This window comes from Pseudomonas sp. 1121_17 (assembly GCF_052850745.1).
In genome coordinates, this window is sequence record NZ_VXCX01000004.1 from 221,847 (window position 1) to 241,355 (window position 19,509).

At 63.2% G+C, this 19,509-nt stretch carries 23 protein-coding genes; 2 read left to right on the top strand and 21 right to left on the bottom strand.

The genetic code is table 11. The annotated features are described in order from the left end of the window. Positions 1 to 31: 31 nt before the first annotated feature. The 11 genes from FW789_RS11135 to ccmA all read right to left on the bottom strand — a co-directional run bounded on the left by FW789_RS11135 (position 32) and on the right by ccmA (position 8,445). A complete protein-coding gene (locus tag FW789_RS11135) occupies positions 32 to 970 on the bottom strand; it encodes a 2-hydroxyacid dehydrogenase (protein WP_446431453.1) in 939 nt (312 codons plus the stop codon). Positions 971 to 1,087: 117 nt separating this feature from the next. Next, positions 1,088 to 1,507 (bottom strand): hypothetical protein, encoded by a 420-nt coding sequence (locus FW789_RS11140; protein WP_103436675.1) that lies wholly within the window; start codon positions 1,505 to 1,507, stop codon positions 1,088 to 1,090. A gap of 11 nt (positions 1,508 to 1,518) precedes the next feature. Continuing rightward, positions 1,519 to 2,715, bottom strand: coding sequence for a c-type cytochrome biogenesis protein CcmI (gene ccmI, locus FW789_RS11145; RefSeq protein ID WP_446431454.1), 1,197 nt, complete (start codon positions 2,713 to 2,715; stop codon positions 1,519 to 1,521). Continuing rightward, entirely contained in the window at positions 2,708 to 3,184 is a 477-nt protein-coding gene (locus tag FW789_RS11150; protein ID WP_103436673.1) for a cytochrome c-type biogenesis protein, read from the bottom strand. The genes ccmI and FW789_RS11150 overlap by 8 nt, the downstream gene beginning before the upstream one ends. Further along, complete coding sequence (locus FW789_RS11155; RefSeq protein WP_340611541.1) at positions 3,181 to 3,717, bottom strand: DsbE family thiol:disulfide interchange protein; 537 nt, start codon at positions 3,715 to 3,717, stop codon at positions 3,181 to 3,183. Before FW789_RS11155 ends, FW789_RS11150 begins: the two co-directional genes overlap by 4 nt. Beyond that, positions 3,714 to 5,687 carry a heme lyase CcmF/NrfE family subunit gene (locus tag FW789_RS11160; protein WP_178080824.1) on the bottom strand — a complete coding sequence of 658 codons (1,974 nt, stop codon included), beginning with the start codon at positions 5,685 to 5,687 and terminating at the stop codon, positions 3,714 to 3,716. The genes FW789_RS11155 and FW789_RS11160 overlap by 4 nt, the downstream gene beginning before the upstream one ends. Before the next feature lie 11 nt (positions 5,688 to 5,698). Beyond that, complete coding sequence (gene ccmE, locus FW789_RS11165; RefSeq protein ID WP_103436670.1) at positions 5,699 to 6,154, bottom strand: cytochrome c maturation protein CcmE; 456 nt, start codon at positions 6,152 to 6,154, stop codon at positions 5,699 to 5,701. Continuing rightward, positions 6,151 to 6,327, bottom strand: coding sequence for a heme exporter protein CcmD (gene ccmD / locus FW789_RS11170; RefSeq protein WP_101317919.1), 177 nt, complete (start codon positions 6,325 to 6,327; stop codon positions 6,151 to 6,153). Before ccmD ends, ccmE begins: the two co-directional genes overlap by 4 nt. Continuing rightward, positions 6,324 to 7,091 carry a heme ABC transporter permease gene (locus FW789_RS11175; RefSeq protein ID WP_103436669.1) on the bottom strand — a complete coding sequence of 256 codons (768 nt, stop codon included), beginning with the start codon at positions 7,089 to 7,091 and terminating at the stop codon, positions 6,324 to 6,326. The genes ccmD and FW789_RS11175 overlap by 4 nt, the downstream gene beginning before the upstream one ends. A 56-nt stretch (positions 7,092 to 7,147) precedes the next feature. After that, entirely contained in the window at positions 7,148 to 7,816 is a 669-nt protein-coding gene (ccmB, locus tag FW789_RS11180) for a heme exporter protein CcmB (RefSeq protein ID WP_101322971.1), read from the bottom strand. Further along, the gene (ccmA, locus tag FW789_RS11185; protein WP_446431455.1) at positions 7,813 to 8,445 is read right to left on the bottom strand and encodes a cytochrome c biogenesis heme-transporting ATPase CcmA; all 633 of its coding nucleotides are present in this window, start codon (positions 8,443 to 8,445) and stop codon (positions 7,813 to 7,815) included. Before ccmA ends, ccmB begins: the two co-directional genes overlap by 4 nt. A gap of 145 nt (positions 8,446 to 8,590) precedes the next feature. Between ccmA and fliK the strand changes: the two genes are divergently transcribed. Both fliK and FW789_RS11195 read left to right on the top strand, forming a co-directional pair. Continuing rightward, the gene (gene fliK, locus FW789_RS11190) at positions 8,591 to 10,156 is read left to right on the top strand and encodes a flagellar hook-length control protein FliK (RefSeq protein ID WP_446431456.1); all 1,566 of its coding nucleotides are present in this window, start codon (positions 8,591 to 8,593) and stop codon (positions 10,154 to 10,156) included. After that, positions 10,153 to 10,491, top strand: coding sequence for an EscU/YscU/HrcU family type III secretion system export apparatus switch protein (locus FW789_RS11195; RefSeq protein ID WP_340611527.1), 339 nt, complete (start codon positions 10,153 to 10,155; stop codon positions 10,489 to 10,491). The genes fliK and FW789_RS11195 overlap by 4 nt, the downstream gene beginning before the upstream one ends. Positions 10,492 to 10,557: 66 nt before the next feature. On the opposite strand, the gene FW789_RS11200 is transcribed toward FW789_RS11195, so the two are convergent. From FW789_RS11200 to FW789_RS11245, 10 genes are all read right to left on the bottom strand, one after another. Then, complete coding sequence (locus FW789_RS11200; RefSeq protein WP_103436666.1) at positions 10,558 to 10,953, bottom strand: DUF2802 domain-containing protein; 396 nt, start codon at positions 10,951 to 10,953, stop codon at positions 10,558 to 10,560. 1 nt (position 10,954) lies between these two features. Continuing rightward, on the bottom strand, positions 10,955 to 11,434 hold the full coding sequence (locus FW789_RS11205) for a chemotaxis protein CheW (protein WP_101317903.1): 480 nt from the start codon (positions 11,432 to 11,434) through the stop codon (positions 10,955 to 10,957). A 57-nt stretch (positions 11,435 to 11,491) separates the two neighbouring features. Further along, entirely contained in the window at positions 11,492 to 12,397 is a 906-nt protein-coding gene (locus FW789_RS11210) for a chemotaxis protein CheW (protein WP_446431457.1), read from the bottom strand. After that, positions 12,397 to 13,185: a ParA family protein gene (locus tag FW789_RS11215; RefSeq protein WP_101317899.1), complete on the bottom strand. Its 789-nt coding sequence runs from the start codon at positions 13,183 to 13,185 to the stop codon at positions 12,397 to 12,399. Before FW789_RS11215 ends, FW789_RS11210 begins: the two co-directional genes overlap by 1 nt. A 78-nt stretch (positions 13,186 to 13,263) precedes the next feature. Further along, positions 13,264 to 14,121, bottom strand: a complete 858-nt coding sequence (gene motD / locus FW789_RS11220; protein ID WP_101317897.1) for a flagellar motor protein MotD — start codon at positions 14,119 to 14,121, stop codon at positions 13,264 to 13,266. 3 nt (positions 14,122 to 14,124) lie between these two features. Further along, positions 14,125 to 14,865, bottom strand: coding sequence for a flagellar motor protein (locus tag FW789_RS11225; protein ID WP_101317895.1), 741 nt, complete (start codon positions 14,863 to 14,865; stop codon positions 14,125 to 14,127). After that, positions 14,865 to 15,989 (bottom strand): protein-glutamate methylesterase/protein-glutamine glutaminase, encoded by a 1,125-nt coding sequence (locus FW789_RS11230; RefSeq protein WP_340611519.1) that lies wholly within the window; start codon positions 15,987 to 15,989, stop codon positions 14,865 to 14,867. The genes FW789_RS11225 and FW789_RS11230 overlap by 1 nt, the downstream gene beginning before the upstream one ends. A 46-nt stretch (positions 15,990 to 16,035) precedes the next feature. Then, the gene (locus tag FW789_RS11235) at positions 16,036 to 18,216 is read right to left on the bottom strand and encodes a chemotaxis protein CheA (protein WP_207072650.1); all 2,181 of its coding nucleotides are present in this window, start codon (positions 18,214 to 18,216) and stop codon (positions 16,036 to 16,038) included. 12 nt (positions 18,217 to 18,228) lie between these two features. Beyond that, the gene (locus tag FW789_RS11240; protein ID WP_103436662.1) at positions 18,229 to 19,017 is read right to left on the bottom strand and encodes a protein phosphatase CheZ; all 789 of its coding nucleotides are present in this window, start codon (positions 19,015 to 19,017) and stop codon (positions 18,229 to 18,231) included. An 18-nt stretch (positions 19,018 to 19,035) separates the two neighbouring features. Continuing rightward, positions 19,036 to 19,410 carry a chemotaxis response regulator CheY gene (locus FW789_RS11245; protein WP_181003786.1) on the bottom strand — a complete coding sequence of 125 codons (375 nt, stop codon included), beginning with the start codon at positions 19,408 to 19,410 and terminating at the stop codon, positions 19,036 to 19,038. Positions 19,411 to 19,509 lie beyond the last annotated feature (99 nt).

Below are 19,509 nucleotides of genomic sequence, written 5' to 3' on the forward strand. Positions count from 1 at the left end.
TCCACTGTCCATGACTGGCTTGGTAAAAAATTCAGCCGCGAACGGGGGTCAGCACCGGTTCGCCAGCAAAAAACGCCTGCAAATTGCGCAGCACCAGGGTCACCGTATCGCGTGCGGCCTCGGGCGACTGCCCGGCCACATGCGGGGTCAGCACGGTGTTGCCGAGTGCCTTGAGGGCGTCGGGTACGTTGGGTTCGTCGTCGAATACATCGAGTGCCGCGCCAGCGATACAGCCCTGCTCCAGCGCCTCGAGCAAGGCGGCGCTGTCGACCACACTAGCGCGGGCGATATTGATCAGGTAGCCCTCTGCACCGAGTGCTTTGAGCACATCGGCGTCGACCAGATGCTGGGTCGCAGCGCCGCCGGGTGTAGCAATCACCAGGACGTCGACCGCATCGGCCAGACGCAGCGGGCTGTCGTACCAGGTGTAGGCAAGTTCTTTACGCGGTGTACGGCTGTGGTAGCTGACGGGCATGTCGAAGCCCAGCGACGCGCGCTTGGCAATCGCCTGGCCAACAGCACCGAGGCCGATGATGCCCAGGCGCTTGCCCGACACCGACGGGCTGATCACCCGGTTCCATTCACCGCGGCGAGTGCTTGCGTCAGCGTTGGGGATGTTGCGCAACAAGGCCAGCAGCAGGGCCAGGCAGTGATCGGCGACTGCTGCAGCGTTGGCGCCGGCGCCGTTGGTGACGATAATGCCACGAGCTGCAGCGGCGGTCAGATCGACCTGTTCATAGCCGGCACCGATCACACAGATGATCTGCAAGTTCGGCAGCGCCTGAATCTCGCTGGCAGTCAGACCAAGTGGGCCGCGGGTGAGCACCGCGTCGATTTCATCGGCATGCTGAGCGATGGCCGCAGCGCGCAGCTGCGCATTCGGCGCACGAATCAGTCGATAGCCCGCCTGCTCCAGCAGCGGCAGGTAATCGTCGACGGTTTCAACCAGTACCAGGACTGTTTTGCTCATGCACCCTCCGGCTCTATGCGAGGAGGGATTATGCGGGGTCAGGGGCAAGTACAGTCAATCGAAGAATTGCCCTTCAACTGTACTGTACCGGCCCTGGTAGAGAGGTGCTGCAGATGCTTATTGCGCGAAGGCGCGACCCAGGCCACCCGGCACACCGCTGCTGTCGGTTTCCTGCCATGGACCTTCTGGGCTCAGCGACCAGCTCCAGCCGCCGTCATAGCGGTAATAGGTGCGCTGACGGTAGAAGGTGTTGGGTTTTTTCTCCAGCACATACACGCCCATTTTCGGGTCCCAATGGCTGGCACCACCTGGCGGTGGGGCGAAGCTGGCCGAAGTGCGCGGCATGGCCTTCGGCGCTGCGGTTGGCTTGCTCGGTTGCGTACCCGGCTTGCTACTCGGCAATGGCGTGACCGCCGGCCCTTGGCGCGGCGGCACGCCTTCGACCGGTGGCAGCGGCTGCTGGACCGGCTCGCGCACCGTACACGCAGACAGACCCAGGGCCAGGGTGATCAGGGTCAAGCGGACGGCATGCTTCATGGTGGGCTCTCTTATTGGTCAGGGCTGTCGATTGTCAGGTGCTGAGTGCCCGGCGTGCGATTGCTCATCGGCGTGCTCTGGCCGATCCATTCGCCTTTAGTCGGCTGGCCTGCGCGGGACACCCGTGCAACCAGTTGGACTTCGGCAAAATCGGACAGTTTCATCTGCGCCACCATGGCATCAGCGTCTGACAGTTCAACTTCGATCGGCAGCTGGCCCACCGTCACCCGCTTGGCCGCCAACGGCATCGGCGGGCCGCTTTTGGCGCGGGCGAAGATGAACACCGTGTCGCTCGGCTGAACCTTGCCCTGCAGCGCTGTGGCCAGCTCGACCCGTACCTGCAAGCGCGCGGGCGATACAGCTGGTGCGGCCGCTTTGCCTGGCGCGCCGCTGAGATTGTCGGCGGCGCGATCGATACCGCCCTGCAACGCGGCGCGCGAGGCATCACCCTCAGGCAATTGCGCCAGCAGGCGCTGCCAGTAGTCGATGGCCTCCTGATAGCGTTCGCCTTCGAACGCGGCGATGCCGCGCAGGCCGAGGCTGGTGACTTCCTTGGGGTCAGCCTTGAGCGCTTCGTCGGTAAGCTCCTGCAGCTGTGCGCTCCATTGTTTGTCGGCAGCAAAGTACAGCGCCTGGGCCCACTGCCCGAGCAGCTCTGGCTGGCGACCAGCGAGGGCAACGGCACGCTCGAAGATCTTCGCTGCGTCAGCCGGGCGCTGGTCGGCCATGTATGCGCGACCGAGGAAGTACAAACCTTCAGCTGAATCCGGCTGGGCCTGCACGGCGCGCTCGAGGCGGCTGGTCATCTCGTCCATGGTCTTTGGCGCCTGAGCAAACTCACGGGTCAGCTCGACCTTGTCCGCAGCACCAAAATGCAGATACAGCCCCACCGCCATCACCGGCACCAGCAACGCTGCCAACAGCGGTACCGCCCGCCCCAGATGAGCTTGGCGCGGTTCGCCGGCGCCTTCGGTATCGGCCAGCAGTTCCCGCGCGGCTTCATCACGGCCGCTGGCCAGTTGCTCGGCATCGAGTACGCCGGCAGCCTGCTGCGCGCTCAATTCGGCGACACGTTCCTGATACAGCGCCACATTCAGGGCGGTACGGTCTTGTTCCTGCTGGCGGCCACGGCCACGCAGGATCGGGATCAGCAGAAAGCCGAGGGCGGCGAGCAACAACAGGCCCGCGCCAAGCCAGAATTCAGTCATGGGTAGCTTCTTTATCCAACAGTTTGGCGAGACGTTCGCGTTCTTCCACCGACAGCTGCGCGCTGCCGCTTGCCAGCGGCTGCCGGCGCCGGCGGACAATCACCGCCAGCATGACAAAGCCCCCCGCCAGCAGAATTGCCGGGCCGAACCAGAGCAGCCAGGTGCGCCCGCTCAAGGCCGGTTTGTAACGGACGAAGTCGCCATAGCGATCAACCATGAAGGCAACGATCTGCTGATTGCTCTGGCCTTCGCCGAGCATGCGGAAGATCTCCCGACGCAGGTCGGCGGCAATCGGCGCATTGGAGTCAGCGATGTCCTGGTTCTGACACTTGGGGCAGCGCAGCTCCTTGGTCAGTTGCTGATAGCGCTCGCGCTCGGCGTCGTCACGAAACTGATAGGTGTCGATCGCGGCCTTTGCCACGCTCACCAGGCTCAGGCCGAGCACGGCTGCTGCCAACCAGCGCTTCATGGCTTGGCCTCATCGACCAGGCCCTGGTACAGCGGCGCCAGCTGCTCGCGCCAGACCGTGGCATCGACAATACCGACGTGCTTGTAGCGGATGATGCCCTTGGCATCGATCAGAAAGGTCTCCGGCGCACCATACACACCAAGGTCCAGACCCAGAGTGCCCTGCTCGTCGCGGATATCCAGCTGATACGGATTGTGGAACTCGGCGAGCCACTTCAACGCCGCAGCGTTATCGTCCTTGTAGTTGACGCCATGGATGACCACGCCCTGCTCGGCCAGCTTGTTCAGGTAAGGATGCTCAACCTTGCACGACGGGCACCAGGTGGCCCACACGTTGACCAGCGCCGGCCGGCCGAGCAGATCGGCCTGGGTCAGGCTGCGGTCGGCTTGGGTGGAGGCCAGCGAGAAAGCCGGGAATGGCTTGCCTATCATCGCCGACGGCAGCTCATCGGGCTTAAGGAACAAGCCCTTGTAGAGAAACACTGCCATCAGCAGAAACACCGCCAACGGCAGGACCATCATCCAACGCTTCATGCAGTTGCTCCAGTCGCGCCGAGGGCTTCACGCACGCGGCTCTTGACCTTGACCCGGTAACGCCGGTCGAAGGCTGCCAGTAGCCCGCCCAGGCCGGTCAGCAGACCGCCCAGCCAGATCCAGCGAACATACGGTTTGATGTGCACGCGCACGGCCCAGGCGCCGTTTTCCAGCGGCTCGCCGAGGGCCACGTAGAGGTCACGGGTGAAACCGGCATCGATCCCGGCCTCGGTCATCATCGACTGCTGCACGGTGTACAGACGCTTCTCGGGGTGCAGCACGCTGACCTCGCGACCGTCCTTGGAAACCCGCACGGTGCCACGGTCGGAGATGAAGTTTGGCCCTTCGAAGTGCTTGGCGCCTTCGAACAGGAAGTGATAGCCGCCAAGCTCGACCGTCTCGCCCGGTGCCATGCGCAGGTCGCGCTCGGCGCTGTTGTTGCTCGACAGCACCACGCCCAGGGCGCACACAGCCAGGCCCAGATGCGCGACCTGCATGCCCCAATAGCTGCGGGACAGGCCGCGCACGCCCTTGCCCAGGCCTTTGTGGCGGGTCTTGTCGAAGATGTCGCGCAGGCCGGCGAGCACTACCCACGCCGCCAGGGCAAAGGTCGCCAGCGCCGGCCAGTCGAAGTCATCGGCAATCAGCCCGGCAATCGGCGCCAGAATTGCGCTGCCAATCAATACCGGTGTGAGCATGCCAGCCAGCCATTTGCCCGGCGTGTCCTTCCAGCGCACCAGCACGCCGATCCCGAGCACCACCATCAGCAATGCCATCAACGGCAGGAACAGCGCATCGAAATACGGCGGGCCGACCGACAGTTTGGCCCCGGTCAGGGAATCGAGCACCAGCGGGTACAGCGTACCCAGCAGAATCATCGATGCAGCCACCACCAGCACCAGGTTGTTGGCCAGCAGCAAGGTCTCCCGCGACCACAGGGCAAAGCCGACCTGGCTTTTCACCACCGGCGCGCGCAGGGCGAACAGGGTCAGCGAGCCCCCCACCACGAACAGCAGGAAGATCAGGATGAATACACCGCGCTCCGGATCGGCGGCAAAGGCATGCACCGAGGTCAGCACGCCGGAGCGCACCAGGAAGGTGCCGAGCAGGCTCAACGAGAATGCGGCGATCGCCAGCAATACCGTCCAGCTCTTGAATACGCCGCGTTTTTCCGTGACGGCCAGCGAGTGGATCAGGGCGGTGCCCACCAGCCAGGGCATGAACGAGGCGTTTTCGACCGGGTCCCAGAACCACCAGCCACCCCAGCCAAGTTCGTAGTACGCCCACCACGAGCCCAGGGTGATACCGACCCCGAGGAACGCCCAGGCGACGATGGTCCATGGCCGCGACCAGCGCGCCCAGGCGGCATCCAGGCGGCCACCGAGCAAGGCAGCGATAGCGAAGGCGAAAGCAACCGAGAAGCCGACGTAGCCCATGTACAGCATCGGCGGATGGACTATCAGGCCAAAGTCCTGCAGCAGCGGGTTGAGGTCACGGCCGTTGCCCGGCACCTGCGGCAACAGGCGCTGGAACGGGTTGGAGGTGACGATCAGGAAGGACAAGAAGCCCACGCTGATCATGCCCATCACCGCCAGTACGCGGGCGAGCATGACTTGTGGCAACTGGCGCGAGAACACCGACACGGCGAAGGTCCAGCCGCCCAGAATCAATGCCCACAGCAGCAACGAGCCTTCATGGGCGCCCCACACTGCGCTGAATTTGTAGTACCACGGCAAAGCGGTATTGGAGTTGCTGGCAACGTACGCTACCGAGAAATTGTCGGTCATGAACGCATGGGTGAGGCAGCCGAACGCAAAAACCAGAAAAGCGAACTGGCCCCAGGCGGCAGGCCGCGCCAGGCTCATCCACAGGCTGTCGCCGCGCCAGGCGCCGAGCAGCGGCACGCTCGCCTGAACCACGGCGAAACAGATCGCCAGGATCATCGCCAACTGACCCAGTTCGGGCACTATCAGAGCAGCATTCATGGCTTCTGCTCCGCGCCGCTGGCCGCCTGGCCGCTTTCCTTGAGTGCTTTGGTCACCTCAGGCGGCATGTACTTTTCATCGTGCTTGGCCAGCACTTCATCCGCCACGACCACGCCATCGGCATTGAGCTTGCCCAAGGCAACGATGCCCTGCCCTTCGCGGAACAGGTCCGGCAGGATGCCGCGATAGGTGATCGGCACCGACTTGTTGAAATCGGTGACCACGAACCGTACGTCGAGCGAGTCAGCCGAGCGCTGCACAGACCCCTTCTCGACCATGCCACCGGCGCGAATGCGCGTGTCCAGCGGCGCTTCGCCGGTGGCGATCTGGGTCGGGGTGTAGAACAGGTTGATGTTCTGCTGCAGGGCACTCAGGGCAAAGCCTACGGCGACGCCGACCCCGACCAGCAAGGCACCGATGAGCAACAGGCGTTTCTTGCGCTGCGGATTCACTGATTGTTCTCCCGGCGCAGACGACGCGCCTCTTCTTGCAGATAACGACGGCGGGCCAACAGCGGTGCGGCGACATTGAGCGCCAGCACTGCCAGGCAGATGCCGTAGGCCGACCATACGTACAAGCCGTGGTGGCCCATGGCGAGAAACTCGCTGAACGAGGCAAAACTCACGATGCTGCCCTCCGCCCCAGGCTGTTCAGCACTTCTTCACGAACCCAGCTGGCGCGGGCTTCGCGCTTGAGCACTTCAAGACGCATGCGCAACAGCAGCACAGCGCCGAAGAAGCAGTAGAAGCCAAGCCCGGTGAGCAGCAGCGGCAGCCACATCTCTGCGGGCATCGCCGGCTTTTCGGTGAGGGTGAAAGTCGCGCCCTGGTGCAGGGTGTTCCACCACTCCACCGAGTACTTGATGATCGGGATGTTGATCACGCCCACGATCGCAAGCACCGCACAGGCTTTGGCCGAGCTGTCACGATTACTGATCGCCTGGCCCAGCGCAATGATGCCGAAGTACAGAAAAAGCAGGATCAGCATCGACGTTAGGCGCGCATCCCAGACCCACCAGCTACCCCAGGTCGGCTTGCCCCAGATGGCCCCGGTGACCAGCGCTACGGCGGTCATCCAGGCGCCAATGGGAGCCGCGCACTGCAGAGCGACATCGGCGATCTTCATTTTCCACACCAGCCCGACCACACCGGCCACCGCCAGCAGCACATAGCAGGACTGCGCCAGCATGGCCGCCGGCACATGGATATAGATGATGCGGAAGCTGTTGCCCTGCTGGTAGTCCTGCGGCGCAAAGGCCAGGCCCCAGACCATGCCGACTGTCAGCAACAGCACGGCGGCCACCGCCAGCCAGGGCAGCATGCGCCCGCTGATGGCGTAGAACCATTTGGGCGAGCCGAGCTTGTGGAACCACGTCCAGCTTATTTTCATCAGGTACATCCGGTCTTGGCTGGGCCTTGAGCATTCTGCCGTAGGCCCAGATCTCGTTATTCGCCGACGCTGATCTTCAGGCCGGCCGCTATCGCAAAGGGTGCCAGGGTCACAGCCAGGGCAGTCAGGCTGGCCAGCCACAACAGGTGGCCAGTGGCGGGCATATTCTGCAACGCCGCTTGCAAGGCGCCACTGCCCAGGATCAATACTGGGATATACAACGGCAAAATCAGTAGCGCCAGTAACAAACCACCGCGCTTGAGGCCCACGGTCAGCGCCGCGCCCACTGCACCGAGCAGGCTCAGCACCGGCGTGCCCAGCAGCAGCGAGGCCAGCAGCACCGGCAGGCAACTCGCCGGCAGGCCTAGCATCAGCGCCAGCAGCGGCGCCAACAATACCAGCGCCAGCCCGGAAAAGATCCAATGCGCCAGCACCTTGGCCAGCACCAGCAGCGCCAGCGGATGCGGCGACAGCACCCATTGCTCGAGCGAGCCGTCTTCAAAATCGCTGCGAAACAAGCCGTCCAACGACAGTAGTACCGCAAGCAGCGCGGCTACCCAGACCAGGCCAGGCGACAAGGTTTGCAACAATTGCGTCTCGGGGCCGACGGCAAGGGGGAACAATGCCACTACAATGGCGAAAAACACCAAGGGGTTGGCCAGCTCGGCCGGGCGGCGGAACAGCAGGCGCGCTTCGCGGCGCAACAACAGGACGAATACACTCATGGGGCCCACTGCCCCACATTCAGTTCACGGTAGCCGGCAGGCTTGAGCGTGAGGCTGTGGTGCGTGGTCAGCACCACTGTGCCGCCCGCCTCGCAGTGCGCCGCCAGGTGCGCTTCAAGCTGCGCCACGCCCTGTTTGTCGAGGGCGGTGAACGGCTCATCGAGAATCCACAGTGGCGGCCCGGCCAGGTACAGCCGCGCCAGCGCCACCCGCCGCTGCTGGCCGGCAGACAGGGTGTGGCAGGGCACATCTTCAAAACCTCGCAGGCCGACTGCGGCCAGGGCCTGCCAGATCGCCTCGACACTGGCCGGCTGATGCAGCGCGCAGAGCCAGGCGAGGTTCTCTTCGGCCGTGAGCAAATCCTTGATACCCGCCGCATGACCGATCCACAGCAGGATGCTGGCCAGTGCCTGCGGCTGCTCCGCCAATGGCTGGCCATTGAGCTGGATCTGCCCGGCGGTGGGCTGCATCAGCCCGGCCAACAGCCGCAGCAGGCTGGTCTTGCCGCTGCCGTTGGGGCCGCTGATCTGCAGCATGTCGCCTGGGCCCAGCTGAAAATCCAGGTGTTCAAACAGCAGGCGCCAGTCGCGCTCGCACGCCAGGCCGGTGGCTCGAAGGTCAAGGGTCACGGTACCGCCTTATTCTGTGTGGAGCCTGAGTCTCAAGTCGCCCCCTGGCCTGCCGTTATACTGACAGTGGTGGGCGACGTGGCCGGCATTATTACACGCGCCGCCGCGCTGCCAAGAGGGCTGCTTTGACAGGTTGTATACAATCATGACTGAAATCAATAGTCTCGGCGCACAAAGCGCAATCGCCCCGCAGGTAGCCAAGGCTGCCATGACCGGCGAACTGCTGCGCCTGCTGCAACCGCAGCCCGGGCTGATCGCGCCCGGCGAGACTGCCAAGGCCGAGGTCATGTCGCTGCGCCAGCTTGGCGTCGACTTTCAGTTGCTGCTGCGCCTGACTGCCGCCAACGGTACTCAGACCCAGGTCCAGACCACCGCCAGCCAACCATTGGCTCCGGGCAGCCAACTGCTGCTGAGCCAGACCGACAGCAATCGCCTGGCAGTCATGGTGCAGCAGGCCAACGCCAACAATGTCACCACCCTCACCCGCCTCGACACCAGCCAGGTGCCGATCGGTACCCTGCTGCAGGGCAAGGTCCTGAGCAACCAGGCATTGCTTGTCAACCCCGGTGAAACTGCCAGTTTTCGCGCGTTGGTCAGCCTGCTCAACAGCAGCCAGGCCGGCGCCACCCTGAGTATCGACAGCCCGCGCCCGTTGCCGGTGGGCAGCCTGCTCAGCGCTTTGGTGCAGGGCGACCAGTCACTGCGCTTCGTGCCGTTGAGCGGGCGTCAGGATCAGTTGCTGATCAGCCAGCAACTGGCCAACCAGCAGGCTCGGCAAGCTTCGCTGCCCGGTGTGCTCAGCGCATTGCAGCAGCTCGCCAGCGATCCCGACACGGGCAGCCAACTGCGCGCCAGCGCCGAGCGCCTGCTGGCCAGCCTGCCGGATGCGCGCCAGCTCAGCGATCCCAAAGGCGTGGCGCAGGCATTGAGCAACAGTGGTGGTTTTCTTGAGGCGAAGCTGTTGGCCGGTTTGCCTGCGGGTATCGCCCCAGACCTCAAAGCGCAATTGATCAGGCTGGTTGCGCAGGCGCTGCCGAACGCCACCAGCCCCATGAGCAACCCCACCGTTGCTGCCAATACCTTGGCGCAGGTGATGCCCGGCTTCGCCCGCAGTGCACTGGGCATGCTTGACCGGGTCAGCCCCCGACCGCAACCAGGCAGTTTCCCACTACCGTCACGGTTGCTGCAGAGCCTGGAGCAGGAAGGCGATCTGGAGCAACTGCTGCGTCTGGCTGCGGCTGCCGTGTCGCGCTTGCAGAGCCACGCCCTGAGCAGCCTGCAACAGACCGGTGTGAGCGAAAACGGTAACCTGCAGACCACCTGGCAGGCCGAAATCCCGATCCGCCACGGCCAGGAGTTCATCCCTTTGCAAGCCAAGCTGCAGCGCGAAGAAACCCCGCAGCAGCACGCTGACGGCCAGCGCGAGCAACGCGATCCGCTCGAGTCGTTGTGGCGCATCGAACTGGCCTTCGACCTGCCGCCGCTCGGCCCGTTGCAGGTGCAGGCGCAGCTCAGTCAGGGCCGCTTGTCCGGGCAATTGTGGGCGGAGCTTGCGCAGACCGCGCAATTGATCGACAGCCAACTGGGCAGCTTGCGCACACGCCTGCTTGACCGTGGCCTCGAAGTCGGCGACCTGCAATGCCATGCCGGCACGCCGCCACAAGGTCCGAAAACACGTGTCGAACAACGCTGGGTGGATGAGACCGCATGAGTGACAAGCAATCACGTCAGGCCATTGCCCTCAGCTATGACGGTCAACAGGCACCGACACTGAGCGCAAAAGGTGAAGATGAGCTAGCTGAGGCGATCCTGGCCATTGCCCGCGAGCACGAAGTGCCCATCTACGAGAATGCCGAGCTAGTGCGCCTGCTGGCCCGCCTGGAGCTGGGTGATCAGATTCCCGAGGCGCTGTACCTGACCATTGCCGAAATCATTGCGTTTGCCTGGCAGTTGCGCGGCAAGGTCCCGGTCGGGTTTGCCGAGGCTGATGCGACACCGCGCGACATCACGCCCGCCAGCGTCCTGCTGGCGCCCCCGCAGTCTTGATTGACAACAGTTGCCTGGCACGTGCTGCGTGGCAGGGCCCAGATTGCTGGCCCCCGCCACGCAACTTCAGTTACCGCGATGCAATTTGCGCATCAGCTCCGCCTCGGCTTGGGTCAAACCACAGGTCTGGGTCAGCTCGCTGACACTGGCGCCCATGCCAACCAGCTTGGCCGCCTGGGAAAAGGTCACATCGTTGGGATCACGCTGCTCCAGTTGCTGCAGCTTGTCCGGCAGCGGCGCAACCACTGCACGCAACTCATGGATTGCCTCGCCCATGCGCACGGTGCCGTTCTGATAGTCGTCCACCCGCTTGGCCAGCTCCTTGATGCGTTGATCACGCACGGCATCGCCCTGGGCCTGCTGCGTTGCCAGCTCTTGCTGGTGCTTGCGGTATTTGAGGAAAAACCACAGGCTCAGCGCCCAAAGCAGCGCCAGGAAAACGACAGCAGCTTCGAAAATCAACTCAGATGTTCTCCAGCTCGGACCATTCTTCTTCGGTCATCATCTTGTCCAGCTCGACCAGGATCAACAGCTCGCCATTCTTGTTGCACACGCCCTGGATGAACTTGGCCGACTCTTCGTTACCCACGTTCGGCGCGGTTTCGATTTCCGACTGCCGCAGGTAAACCACTTCGGCAACGCTGTCGACCAGAATGCCGACCACTTGCTTGTCGGCTTCGATGATCACCACACGAGTATTGTCGGTGACCTCGGTCGGCACCAGGCCAAAGCGCTGGCGGGTGTCGATCACGGTGACGACGTTGCCGCGCAGGTTGATGATGCCCAGCACATAGCTCGGCGCACCCGGCACTGGCGCGATCTCGGTGTAACGCAGAACTTCCTGCACCTGCATGACGTTGATGCCGTAGGACTCGTTGTCCAGACGGAAGGTAACCCACTGCAGAATCGGATCTTCAGAACCCTGTGCGGACGACTTTTTCATTCCCCTACCCTCAAATGCCGCCAGCGGCGGTGTGCTCGGTGCGGCCGTGGCCGCGAATTATTGGTGTTTGGCGTGCATCTGCTTGACGGCGCCGCTGGCGATCAACTCGGCCAGTTCAGCGACGTCGAGCAACGCACACATGTGTTCGATGACCGTGCCGGCCAGCCAGGGCCGCTGCCCGCGCTGACTACGCCACTTGATCTCGTTGGGATCCAGGCGCAACGAGCGGCTGACCTGATGCACCGCCAGCCCCCATTCGTAGCCCTGCACTGAAATCACGTACTGCAAGCCCTCACGGAAGTCGTCGCGATAGCGATCGGGCATCACCCAACGCGCCGTATCGAGCACCTTGAGGTTGCCTGTCTGGCAGGTAAGGATGCCCAGGAACCAGTCCGGCTGACCGAACAATGGGGTCAGCTCCTGCCCGGCCAGGGTGTAAATCGAACCCAGGCACACCAGCGGCACCGCGAGGGTCAGCCCGGCTACATCGAACAACAGGCATTCGAACGGCTCCGCAGCCCAGGCCGGACGACCATCGCTGGTCGCAGGCGGCGTCGGCACATTGGCTGCCGGCAAGTGCACTTCGACCAACGGCGCGACCGGCTCAGGCGCTTCGACCTCGGTCAGCAACGGAATGCTCGCCTCAGCCACCACCGTAGTCTCGACAACGCTGAGCAGCGGTTCTGGCGCTGCCACAGCGGGTGCCAGCACGGTCGGCAGCAGCTTGGCCTGCGGCTCGGCAAACGGCCTGGCGCCAGCTACGTCGACAACAGCAGCCTTGCGCTGGGCATCACGTGCCTGCTCTTCGCGCACGGCGGCTTCGAAGTCGCTGCTTGGCGCCTCCTCGACCACTACTGCTGGCAGGTCAAGGTCGAGGGGCTCGGTAGCCTCCTGCAACAGGCCATCGAGGTAACTCTGCAAGGCCAGTTGCGGTTTGCTGGCAAGCTGTTGCGCGTGTTTCATCAGGCCACCTGCAATGCGGGTTTGTAGGTGAGCATATGTTTGAGCAAGGCCCGATAGGCCACAACGCCGCGGCTCTTGCCATCGAACTGCGATGGCGTGACCCCGGCCCGGCTGGCATCGCGCAGACGCGTGTCGACCGGGATATAGCCCTGCCAGACGCTGTCGGCATAGGTATCACGCAGCACCTTGAGGGTGCCCAGTGATGCCTGGGTGCGACGGTCGAACAGGGTCGGCACGATCTGATACGGCAGCGCCTGCTTGCGCGAGCGGTTGATCATCGCCAAGGTGCCGACCATGCGCTCAAGGCCTTTGACGGCGAGGAACTCGGTCTGCACCGGGATCACCAACTGCTGGCTGGCCGCCAACGCGTTAACCATCAGCACGCCGAGCAACGGCGGGCTGTCGATCAGGGCAAAGTCGAAATCCTGCCACAGCTGCGCCAGACTCTTGGCGATCACCAGGCCCAGGCCACTCTGGCCCGGCGACTGCCGCTCGAGCACCGCCAGCGCTGTGCTCGACGGCAGCAACGAGATACGTTCGTGGCTGGTCGGCAGCAGCAGCTGCCCCGGCAAGCCCTCGGGCACCGTGCCCTTGTGCAGGAACAGGTCGTAGCAGCTGTGCTCCAGCGCATCCGGGTTATGCCCGAAATAGCTGGTCATAGAGCCGTGCGGGTCGAGATCGACAACGACCACGCGCTTGCCCGCATCGGCCAGCAAGCCGGCCAGGGCGATGGTTGTGGTGGTCTTGCCGACGCCACCTTTTTGATTGGCTACTGCCCAGACTCTCATGGTGCGCTGCTTCCTCCCGGTATGGCCGCCTGCCCTCCCGGGAACGGTGTGAAATTCTGTGACGGGGATTTGACGGGGCTAGCCCCCTCCCGCCGCTACTGCGCTTGGCGGTGCACTTTGTGTGCCAGCCCGGCGCATCGCCGCATCCGGGGTCGCATTGGCGCTGCCGGTTGCGGTCAGGCTGCGGCGTACTTCCAGGTTGCGCGAAATCACCAGCACGACCCGTCGATTGCGCGCACGGCCCTCGGCCGTATCGTTGCTGGCGACCGGTTGATACTCGCCATAGCCGACCGAGGCCATGCGCCCGGGATTGACGCCGTTCATGGCCAACAGGCGGACGATACTGGCCGCACGCGAGGCCGACAGTTCCCAGTTGGTCGGGTACTGCGCAGTGCGGATCGGCAGGTTGTCGGTAAAGCCCTCGACGTGCACCGGGTTGGCGAACGGCTTGAGGATATTCGCCACCTTCTCGATGATCGCGAATGCAGCGTCGCTGGGCATGGCATCGCCACTGCCAAACAACAGCGCCGAATTGAGCTCAACCTCGACCCACAGTTCGTTGCCGCGCACGGTCATCTGGTTGGAGCTGATCAAATCGCCGAAAGCGCTGCGCACATCATCGCTGATGGTCTGCAGCGGGTCGGCGCTGGTCTGGCCGAGGCCCGCATCGGTCTGCTCGCTGTCTTTGATCAACGGCTCGGCTGGCTTGATGCTGAGCGGCTGTTCTTCGCCGATCGGGATGGCCCGCATGGCCCGCTCAGGGTCATTGAACACGCCGAGCAAGGCCTGCGAGACGACCTTGTACTTGCCCTCGTTGATCGAAGAGATCGAATACATGACCACGAAAAAGGCAAACAGGAGTGTAATGAAGTCGGCGTACGACACCAGCCAGCGCTCGTGGTTCTCGGGTTCTTCGGTATGGCGACGGCGACGCATGGCTTACTCCATGAAGCCTTGCAGCTTCAGCTCGATCGAGCGTGGGTTTTCGCCTTCGGCGATAGACAGCAGGCCTTCGAGCAGCATCTCGCGGTAGCGTGACTGACGCATGACGATGGCTTTGAGCTTGTTGGCGACCGGCAGCAGGATCAGGTTGGCACTGGCCACGCCATAGATGGTAGCGACAAACGCCACGGCGATGCCGTTGCCCAGTTGGGACGGGTCGGCCAGGTTGCCCATGACATGGATCAGGCCCATCACCGCACCGATGATGCCGATGGTCGGCGCATAGCCGCCCATGCTTTCGAACACTTTTGCCGCCTGGATATCGCGGCTTTCCTGGGTCAGGAAATCCACCTCGAGGATGCTCCGGATAGCCTCCGGCTCGGCGCCGTCGACCAGCAGTTGCAAGCCCTTGCGCGCATACGGATCAGGCTCGCCGTCAGCCACGCCTTCCAGGCCGAGCAGGCCCTCCTTGCGTGCGGTCAGGCTCCAATTGACTACCCGATCGATACCACCGGCCAGGTCGACCCGCGGCGGGAAGATGATCCAGCGAGCGATCTGCAGCGCACGCTTGAACGACGGCAGCGGTGCCTGCAGCATGGCCGCGCCGAGGGTGCCGCCGAGCACGATCAACGCAGCTGGCGCGTTGAGCAGCGCACCGACATGCCCGCCCTCGAGGAAGTTGCCGCCGACAATGGCGACGAAAGCGAGGATCAGGCCGATCAGGCTGAGTACGTCCATCAGACGCAGGCCTCGACCAGGTGCTTGCCGATATCGTCAAGACTGTACACCGCGTCGGCCAGGTTGGCCTTGACGATGGCCATGGGCATGCCATAGATCACGCAACTGGCTTCGTCCTGCGCCCACACCGTGCTACCGCCCTGCTTGAGCAGGCGCGCACCTTCACGGCCATCCGCGCCCATGCCGGTAAGTACTACCGACAGGACCTTGTCACCGTAGGACTTGGCCGCCGAGCCGAAGGTGATATCCACACATGGCTTGTAGTTGAGGCGCTCATCGCCCGGCAGGATTTTCACCATGCCGCGGCCATCGACCATCATCTGCTTGCCGCCAGGCGCTAGCAGCGCCAGACCTGGGCGCAGCATGTCGCCGTCTTCGGCTTCCTTGACGTTGATCCGGCAGAGCTTGTCGAGGCGTTCGGCAAAGGCCTTGGTGAACGCCGCGGGCATGTGCTGGATCAACACGATCGGTGCCGGGAAGTTGGCGGGCAGTTGCGTCAGGACACGCTGCAGCGCAACCGGGCCACCGGTCGAGGTGCCGATCGCAACCAGCTTGTAGGGCTTGCGCTTGGGCGCCGGCGAATGCGCCGCAGCAGGCGCTGCCGGGCTACGCACGGGAGCAGGCGTCGGAGTGCGCGGTGCAGGTGTGTGGCCAAGGCTGCTGGCCGGTGCAGGGCTGCTCGCAGCTGGCGCGGGCGCCGGTGCGGCATAGCTGCTCAAGCGGCGGTTGCTGCGCGAGATGGTATGTACCTTCTCGCAGAGCATCTGTTTAACCTTTTCTGGGTTACGCGAAATGTCTTCGAAGTTTTTCGGCAGGTAGTCGACCGCCCCGGCATCCAGCGCGTCGAGGGTTACCCGGGCGCCTTCATGGGTCAGCGACGAGAACATCAACACCGGCGTCGGGCAGCGCTGCATGATGTGCCGCACCGCGGTGATGCCGTCCATCATGGGCATTTCATAGTCCATGGTGATGACATCGGGCTTGAGCGACAGCGCCTGGTCGATTGCTTCCTTGCCATTGGTCGCGGTACCCACAACCTGGATCGTCGGGTCGGACGAGAGAATTTCCGAAACGCGCCGGCGGAAGAAACCGGAATCATCCACCACCAGGACCTTGACTGCCATAAACACTCCATTAGATGCCGCAACCGCGAGGCTGCGCCACCGAAAATCAATAACGCTTGGCGGCGTAACGCTTGAGCATGCTCGGGACGTCGAGGATCAACGCAATCCGGCCATCGCCAGTGATCGTCGCGCCAGACATGCCCGGGGTGCCCTGCAGCATCTTGCCCAACGGCTTGATCACCACCTCTTCCTGGCCGACCAGCTGGTCGACCACAAAGCCGATGCGCTGGGTGCCGACCGAGAGGATCACCACATGGCCCTCGTGCTGCTCTTCATGCACCTGGCCCTGGACCAGCCAGCGCTTGAGGTAGAACAGCGGCAGCGCCTTGTCGCGGACGATGACCACTTCCTGGCCGTCGACGACATTGGTGCGCGACAGGTCGAGGTGGAAGATCTCGTTGACGTTGACCAGCGGGAAGGCAAACGCCTGGTTGGCCAGCATCACCATCAGGGTCGGCATGATCGCCAGGGTCAGCGGCACCTTGATGACGATCTTCGAACCCTGGCCCTTGGCCGAGTAGATGTTGATCGAGCCGTTGAGCTGGGAAATCTTGGTTTTCACCACGTCCATGCCGACGCCGCGGCCGGACACGTCGGAAATCTCGGTCTTGGTAGAGAAGCCCGGGGCAAAGATCAGGTTGTAGCAGTCCGATTCGCTCAGGCGCTCGGCGGCGTCCTTGTCCATCAGGCCTTTTTCCACGGCCTTGGCCCGCAGCACGTTGGGGTCCATGCCTTTGCCGTCGTCCGAGATCGACAGCAGGATATGGTCGCCTTCCTGTTCTGCCGAAAGCACCACCTTGCCGGTGCGAGCCTTGCCTGAGGCGTCGCGCTCGTCGGGCATTTCGATGCCGTGGTCGACCGCGTTGCGCACCAAGTGGACCAGCGGGTCTGCCAGAGCCTCGACGAGGTTCTTGTCGAGGTCGGTTTCTTCGCCGACCAGCTCCAGGTTGATTTCCTTCTTGAGCTGGCGGGCAAGGTCGCGAACCAGCCGCGGGAACCGCCCGAAGACTTTCTTGATCGGCTGCATGCGGGTCTTCATTACCGCAGTCTGCAGGTCTGCGGTGACCACATCGAGGTTGGACACAGCCTTGGACATGGCTTCGTCGCCGCTGTTCAGGCCCAGGCGCACCAGCCGGTTACGCACCAGCACCAGCTCGCCAACCATATTCATGATCTCGTCCAGCCGCGCGGTATCGACGCGTACAGTCGTCTCGGCTTCGCTGGCGTGCTTCTCTGCGGGTGCAGCTGGCGCAGGCTTGGCAGCTGCCGGTGCTGGCGCAGCAGGCTTGGGCGCAGCTTTTACCTCAGCCTTGGCTGCTACCGGAGCAACGGCCACAGCAGCCGCTTCGGCGGCATCGGTCGAGAACTTACCTTTGCCGTGCAGCTCATCGAGCAGCGCTTCGAACTCGTGCTCGCTGATTTCGTCGCCGCTGGCAGCCGGCGCGGGGCTGGCTGCTGCCGCGGCAACCGCAGCAGTCGGCAGCGCATCTGCAGCAAAGGTACCCTTGCCATGCAACTGGTCGAGCAATGCTTCGAATTCGTCATCGGTAATCTCGTCACCGGCCGGCGCTGGCGCGACAGCCTCGGGAGCGACCGTGGCCGCCTCGACCGAGAACTGGCCCTTGCCGTGCAGTTGATCGAGCAGAGATTCGAATTCGGCGTCGGTGATTTCATCCGACTCGGCGCTGGCCGCGCCGTGCTGCGGCTGTTCGGCAGCCTCGGCCTCGGCCTTGACCGCATCGAGCGAGTCGAGCAGTTGTTCGAACTCGGTGTCGGTGATGTCTTCCTCGACCACCGCTGGCTCAGGCTCGACCACCGCAGCAGGCGCGGGCGCCGCACCCGGCTCGGCCAGACGCGACAGCGCTGCCAGCAACTCGCGGGAAGCCGGGGTCACCTCGGTGCGTTCGCGCACCTGGCCGAACATGCTGTTGACCGAATCCAGCGCTTCCAGAACCACGTCCATCAGCTCGGCGTCGACCCTGCGCTCACCTTTGCGCAGGATGTCGAAGACGTTCTCGGCAATGTGGCAGCACTCCACCAGCTCATTGAGCTGGAGGAAGCCGGCGCCCCCTTTTACAGTGTGAAAACCGCGGAAAATCGCATTGAGCAGGTCGGCATCATCCGGTCGGCTTTCCAGCTCGACCAATTGCTCGGACAACAACTCAAGAATTTCCCCGGCTTCTACCAGGAAATCCTGAAGGATTTCTTCATCGGCGCCGAAGCTCATTAAACGTGCTCCCTAAAAACCAAGGCTGGACAGCAGATCGTCGACATCGTCCTGACCGGACACAACGTCTTCACGCTTATCGGCATGAATCTGCGGACCTTCACCCCGAGTCGGATGTTTTTCTTGATCTTTTTCAGCGCGCAACTGATCGTGGTCATGTTCGATACCAGCAAAGCGGTCGACCTGACTGGCCATCAGCACGAGCTTGAGCAGATTGCTTTCAACTTCGGTGACCAACGCGGTGACGCGTTTGATCACCTGGCCGGTCAGGTCCTGATAGTCCTGAGCCAGCAAGATATCGTTGAGGTGCCCGGACACCTTGCGGTTGCCCTCGGCACTGTGCGTCAGGAAACTGTCGACCCGTTTGACCAGATCGCGAAACTCCGGCGCGGCTACTTCACGGCGCATGAAGCGCTGCCAGTCAGTGCTCAGCGCCTGGGCCTCACCGGCGAGGTCGTTGAGTACCGGGGTGCTCGCTTCGACCAGGTCCATGGTGCGGTTGGCGGCGCCCTCGGTCAGTTTGACCACGTAGGACAAACGCTCGGTGGCATCGGTGATCTGCGAGACTTCCTCGGCCTGCGGCATTGCCGGGTCGATCTGGAAACTGACGATCGCACTGTGCAGCTCGCGGGTCAGTTTGCCGACTTCCTGGTAAAGGCCACGGTCGCGTGTCTGGTTGAGCTGATGAATCAGCTGCACCGCATCGCCGAACCGGCCGCGCTCAAGGCTCTCGACCAGTTCCTGAGCGTGCTTCTTCAGGGTGTTTTCAAACTCACCCAAAGAGTTGTTGTTAGAGTCCATGGCGCCCCCTGGCGTGATTTAGCTATTCACGCGTTCGAAGATCTTTTCGATCTTCTCTTTGAGCACCTGGGCGGTGAACGGCTTGACCACGTAACCATTGACGCCGGCCTGGGCCGCTTCGATGATCTGATCACGCTTGGCTTCGGCAGTTACCATCAGCACCGGCAGCGTCTTCAGACGTTCATCGGCACGCACTTTGCGCAGCAGGTCGATGCCGGACATGCCGGGCATGTTCCAGTCGGTGACGAGGAAGTCAAAGTGGCCGCTTTCGAGCATCGGCATGGCGGTCAGGCCATCGTCGGCTTCCTGGGTATTGGTGAAGCCCAGATCACGCAAGAGGTTCTTGATGATCCGCCGCATCGTCGAAAAGTCGTCAACGATGAGGATTTTCATGTCTTTGTTCAATTAGACCTCCAAGCAGTCTTAAACGCGCTCGGCCCCGAGCGCGCATTCAATCAATTCGGTACACCGTCAAAACGACTGCAGCGACCC

What these genes read in the sequence shown, in the direction of transcription:
- FW789_RS11135 (WP_446431453.1), bottom strand. Translation starts at nt 970, where the DNA reads ATGAGCAAAACAGTCCTGGTACTGGTTGAAACCGTCGACGATTACCTG.
- FW789_RS11140 (WP_103436675.1), bottom strand. Translation starts at nt 1,507, where the DNA reads ATGAAGCATGCCGTCCGCTTGACCCTGATCACCCTGGCCCTGGGTCTG.
- ccmI (WP_446431454.1), bottom strand. Translation starts at nt 2,715, where the DNA reads ATGACTGAATTCTGGCTTGGCGCGGGCCTGTTGTTGCTCGCCGCCCTC.
- FW789_RS11150 (WP_103436673.1), bottom strand. Translation starts at nt 3,184, where the DNA reads ATGAAGCGCTGGTTGGCAGCAGCCGTGCTCGGCCTGAGCCTGGTGAGC.
- FW789_RS11155 (WP_340611541.1), bottom strand. Translation starts at nt 3,717, where the DNA reads ATGAAGCGTTGGATGATGGTCCTGCCGTTGGCGGTGTTTCTGCTGATG.
- FW789_RS11175 (WP_103436669.1), bottom strand. Translation starts at nt 7,091, where the DNA reads ATGAAAATAAGCTGGACGTGGTTCCACAAGCTCGGCTCGCCCAAATGG.
- ccmB (WP_101322971.1), bottom strand. Translation starts at nt 7,816, where the DNA reads ATGAGTGTATTCGTCCTGTTGTTGCGCCGCGAAGCGCGCCTGCTGTTC.
- fliK (WP_446431456.1), top strand. Translation starts at nt 8,591, where the DNA reads ATGACTGAAATCAATAGTCTCGGCGCACAAAGCGCAATCGCCCCGCAG.
- FW789_RS11195 (WP_340611527.1), top strand. Translation starts at nt 10,153, where the DNA reads ATGAGTGACAAGCAATCACGTCAGGCCATTGCCCTCAGCTATGACGGT.
- FW789_RS11205 (WP_101317903.1), bottom strand. Translation starts at nt 11,434, where the DNA reads ATGAAAAAGTCGTCCGCACAGGGTTCTGAAGATCCGATTCTGCAGTGG.
- FW789_RS11210 (WP_446431457.1), bottom strand. Translation starts at nt 12,397, where the DNA reads ATGAAACACGCGCAACAGCTTGCCAGCAAACCGCAACTGGCCTTGCAG.
- FW789_RS11215 (WP_101317899.1), bottom strand. Translation starts at nt 13,185, where the DNA reads ATGAGAGTCTGGGCAGTAGCCAATCAAAAAGGTGGCGTCGGCAAGACC.
- motD (WP_101317897.1), bottom strand. Translation starts at nt 14,121, where the DNA reads ATGCGTCGCCGTCGCCATACCGAAGAACCCGAGAACCACGAGCGCTGG.
- FW789_RS11225 (WP_101317895.1), bottom strand. Translation starts at nt 14,865, where the DNA reads ATGGACGTACTCAGCCTGATCGGCCTGATCCTCGCTTTCGTCGCCATT.
- FW789_RS11230 (WP_340611519.1), bottom strand. Translation starts at nt 15,989, where the DNA reads ATGGCAGTCAAGGTCCTGGTGGTGGATGATTCCGGTTTCTTCCGCCGG.
- FW789_RS11235 (WP_207072650.1), bottom strand. Translation starts at nt 18,216, where the DNA reads ATGAGCTTCGGCGCCGATGAAGAAATCCTTCAGGATTTCCTGGTAGAA.
- FW789_RS11240 (WP_103436662.1), bottom strand. Translation starts at nt 19,017, where the DNA reads ATGGACTCTAACAACAACTCTTTGGGTGAGTTTGAAAACACCCTGAAG.
- FW789_RS11245 (WP_181003786.1), bottom strand. Translation starts at nt 19,410, where the DNA reads ATGAAAATCCTCATCGTTGACGACTTTTCGACGATGCGGCGGATCATC.